The organism is Paracoccus binzhouensis (assembly GCF_016446475.1).
In the GTDB taxonomy this organism is placed as follows: Bacteria; Pseudomonadota; Alphaproteobacteria; order Rhodobacterales; family Rhodobacteraceae; genus Paracoccus; species Paracoccus binzhouensis.
In genome coordinates, this window is sequence record NZ_JAEHFP010000196.1 from 1 (window position 1) to 3935 (window position 3935).

A 3935-nucleotide genomic window follows, 5' to 3' on the forward strand; every position below is an offset into this window, starting at 1 on the left:
CGGATACAGACGCGGTTTTGCCCTGCATTTCTTGCGTCACGATGTCAGGCAGCTCTGACAAGAGCACACCGTCCCGGAAGATGCGGGTTGATACTTCTGAAAATCCTGAAGACCCGGGTGCTTCGGAACGAAAATGACAGATTCGACTTCTTCTCGGTTGAAGGCCCAGCAGCGCGACATGGTTTCGGTCATGAAATGCCCGAAGTGTCCGTAATAGAGTCCGCCCCACATATGCTTGCCCTTTATGTGTCGGACAGGGGCAGGTCTTTCTGTAACCGCTCGGGTCATCCGGACACCATCGCGCCAAGTTGCCGCATGAAAGCAGTCCCCGTCGACAGAGATGACGCCACAGGCAGGACGACCGATCATTTCTGTCGGCGGGATGACCACTGCATCGAGAACACGGACGATCTCCCTAGACCAGCCGTGGTCGGGTTCTGGCGGGGTTATTCCAAATTTCTGGGCCTTCAACTGAATCGTTCCGTGAGCTGACAACTGTGGACCGCTTATGGTAACTTTTGCGCGTTGCCTAGCCTTTTTCAATACCGGCTCCAGCCAGTTTCGTTGTTTCCCGGCTAAAAATTCAGTCTCATATCCACTCCCATGGCATGGCATATTGGCCCAGCAGATGTGCGACGGCGCTGCGGTCCACCTCGCCGCTGGGCCGGATCCGCGCCACCAGGCCGCGCTTCTTGTCGTCCACCACCTCGGCCACCTCGACCGCCAGCCCCGCCTCGGCCAGCGCGGCGTCATAGACGCGCTTGATCGCCAGCTTGCGCAGGTCGGGCTTGAAGATCTTGCCCACCGCGGTCTTGGGCAGTTCCGGCAGGATCTCGATATGCTTCGGCACCGCCGCGCGCTCGTGGATATGCGCGCGCGCGTGCTCCATCAGCTCCTCGACCGGGACCTCGGCGCCGCCGACCAGCTCGACATAGGCGCAGGGCAGCTCGCCCGCGAAGGCGTCCGGCTGGCCGATGGCGCCGACGAAGGCGACCTTGGGATGCGAGAGCAGCGCGTCCTCGATCTCGGCCGGGTCGATGTTGTGGCCGCCGCGGATGATCAGGTCCTTGGCGCGGCCGGTGATCCACAGATAGCCGTCGGCGTCCATCCGCCCCAGGTCGCCGGTGCGCAGGAAGCGGCCTTCGGCGAAGAGGTCGTGGTTCTTGTCGGCCTCGGTATAGGTCGAGCCCTCGAAGACGCCGGGATTGGCGACGCAGATCTCGCCGATCTCGTCCACGGCGCATTCGCGGAAGCCGGTGGCGTCGCGGCGCAGGATGCGGACATGGGTATAGGGCAGGGGGATGCCGACCGAGCCCACTTTCTTGGTGCCGGTAACCGGATTAACCGAGACCAGGCAGGTGGCCTCGGTCAGGCCGTAGCCCTCGGCGATCTCGACGCCGGTGGCGGATTTGAAGCGGTTGTAAAGCTCGATCGGCAGCGGTGCCGAGCCCGAGATCGCCATGCGCAGCGACGAGACGTCGCCGTTCACCGGCCGCTGCATCAGCGCGGCGATGGCGGTTGGCACGGTGATCAGGAAGGTCGCCTGCCAGCGCTCGATCAGCTTCCAGAAATTGTCGAACACCCCCTCGCCGCGATAGCCGGCGGGGGTGGGCATCACCAGCTGCGCCCCCGACATCAGGCAGGACATCAGGATCGGATAGGCGGCGAAGACATGGAACATCGGCAGCGGGCACATCAGCACGTCCTGCTCGGTGAACAGCAGCGTGCCGCCCAGCCAGCCGTTGTAGATCATGCCCGATTGCTTGTGCTGGGCGACCTTGGGCGTGCCGGTGGTGCCGCCGGTGTGGAAATAGGCGGCGACGCGGTCCTCGGCCGGTTCGTCGAACAGCAGGCGGTCGTGGCGCTGGGCGCTGGCGGCGGCCTCGAAATCCATGATCTTGGCCTGGTGGCGGGTCGGCACCTTGGGCCGCATCAGCGGCACCAGGAGGCGCTTGATCCCGGTCAGGTAGCCGCGCAGGTCGACCTCGAGCACGGTCTGCACGCCCGGCGCCAGCGCCACCGCCTCGGCGGCCTTCTGGGCGATGTTGGTCTTGGGGAAGCTCTTCAGCGTCACCAGCACCTTGGCCCCGGTCTCGCGCAGGATGCCGGCGATCTGCTCGGCATCCAGCAGCGGGTTGATCGGGTTCACGATGCCGGCGGTGGCGCCGGCCAGCACCACCACCGGTGCCTCGATGCAATTGGGCAGTAGATAGGCCACCACCTCGCCCGGGCCGATGCCCAGGCTGTGGAACAGGTTCGCCGTCTCGGTCACCCGCTCGTGCAGCTCGGCCCAGCTGAGGGTGCGGGCCGGGGCCTTGGGGTCCGAGAACAGCTGGAAGCTGATCGCCGGACGCTGCGGATGCAGGTCGCGGGTGCGGGTCAGGGCCTCGTAAAGGGTGCGCGGCACCGGGCGCTGCGCATAGGGCATCTCCGCCTCGACCGCATCGCGGTCTGCGACGTTCGCGAACCTGACCATTGAATTTCCTCCCATCTTCCGGCCGGGACGCATGCCGGCCCCGCTGGTGGAAAGAATGGTCCGAAAAGCCGCGCCGGGGCAAGCAGGGCCTTGCCCGCGGCGCATCGAAACGCAGCGTCAGGGACGCCGCGTCAGGCCTGCGGAATCCGCAGGGTCTGGCCGGGATAGATCTTGTCGGGATCGCTGAGCATGGGCTTGTTGGCCTCGAAGATCTCGGGATAGCGGCCGGCCTTGCCCAGATATTTCTGGGCGATGGCCGAAAGCGTCTCGCCCTTCTGCACGGTGTGGAAGACCGGCTTGGCCCCGGCCGGCGCCGGGGTTTCGGTGCCCGCGCCATCGGCCAGCTCGACATGGGCGATGCCCTTGATGTTGCCGACCGCCAGGATCAGCTTCTCCAGCGTCTCCTGGTCGCGCGCCTTGCCCGAGATGACCACGGTGTCGCCGCGCAGCGTCAGATGCACGTCCTTGCCGGTCAGGCCCAGCTCCTTCAGCTCGGCCTTCAGCGCCGCGACCTTGCGGTCGGTGTCGCTTTGCGCCGGCTGGGCGGGGGCTTCCTTGGGGGCCTCCTGAGCCTGGGCCTCGCTTCCAAACAGCGATTTCCCGGCATCCTTCACGAAATCCCAGATGGCCATGGCCACTCCTTTTCTCAGATTGCATCCCAGCGGCAACGTTCCGCCGAGCCGACGGTTCCAGACAATTTTCGGCAATCGGAAGTTGAGAAACTGAACCAGCACGCCTAGCTTGCGACCATCAAGAGGATGTCGAAATTGAACAAATACGCCAAACATCTTGTTTCGTTGGTCTTTCTTGGGCTGATGACGCTTCCGGCACAGGCCGGGGGGGCTGCGCGAATCTCGACCAAGGCGACCGGGCAGGATCTGCAGCGCCCGGGGACGGTGACCTGCTACCAGACCTCGATGCGCGAAAACCAGGCAGCGGCGCAGGCGACCAATGCCACGCGCCGGGCCCGCGGCCTGCCGGCGCTGAAGCCGAATGCCGATCTGGCCGCTGCCGCCGCGCGGCATGCCTGCGACATGGCCCGGCGCGGCGTCATGTCCCATCGCGGCAGCAATACCAGGGGACCGATGCAGCGGCTGAAGAAGGCCGGTTACCGGCCCAGCATCGCGGCCGAGAACATCGCCGCCGGGCCCTTCACCCAGGAACGGGTGTTGCGCGAATGGGTGCGGTCCAGCGGGCATCTGGCCAATATCCTGATCCCGCAGGTCCGGCATTACGGCATCGGCAAGGCGGTCGGCGCGGACGGCAGGACCGTCTACTGGGCGGCGGTCTACAGCGCGCCGCGCTGACCGGGTGCCTTTCCGGTCGGCTGCTCCGGGCGTCCGGCCCCAGCGTTCGGCCCCACTGTTCGGCCCGGCCGCGTCGCGCCGCCGGCGGGCTTGGGGCGCCGGGCCGCGACAGCCGATGCGGGCGCTGATCGGGCAGGACGGGCGCCGGCCCG

3 protein-coding genes are annotated in these 3935 nt (G+C 66.2%); 1 reads left to right on the top strand and 2 read right to left on the bottom strand.

What is annotated here, in order from left to right; genetic code table 11:
* Positions 1 to 589: 589 nt before the first annotated feature.
* Both I9P22_RS23490 and lysM read right to left on the bottom strand, forming a co-directional pair.
* Positions 590 to 2476 (bottom strand): acyl-CoA synthetase, encoded by a 1887-nt coding sequence (locus tag I9P22_RS23490; protein ID WP_199262589.1) that lies wholly within the window; start codon positions 2474 to 2476, stop codon positions 590 to 592.
* A 131-nt stretch (positions 2477 to 2607) separates the two neighbouring features.
* Positions 2608 to 3108 (bottom strand): peptidoglycan-binding protein LysM, encoded by a 501-nt coding sequence (gene lysM / locus I9P22_RS23495; RefSeq protein ID WP_199262590.1) that lies wholly within the window; start codon positions 3106 to 3108, stop codon positions 2608 to 2610.
* A 135-nt stretch (positions 3109 to 3243) separates the two neighbouring features.
* On the opposite strand from lysM, the gene I9P22_RS23500 reads away from it, so the two are divergent.
* The gene (locus I9P22_RS23500; protein WP_233253563.1) at positions 3244 to 3783 is read left to right on the top strand and encodes a CAP domain-containing protein; all 540 of its coding nucleotides are present in this window, start codon (positions 3244 to 3246) and stop codon (positions 3781 to 3783) included.
* The last annotated feature ends 152 nt before the right edge of the window (positions 3784 to 3935 follow it).

Excerpts from the sequence above, each read along its gene's own strand:
- I9P22_RS23490 (WP_199262589.1), bottom strand. The coding sequence starts at position 2,476 with ATGGTCAGGTTCGCGAACGTCGCAGACCGCGATGCGGTCGAGGCGGAG.
- lysM (WP_199262590.1), bottom strand. The coding sequence starts at position 3,108 with ATGGCCATCTGGGATTTCGTGAAGGATGCCGGGAAATCGCTGTTTGGA.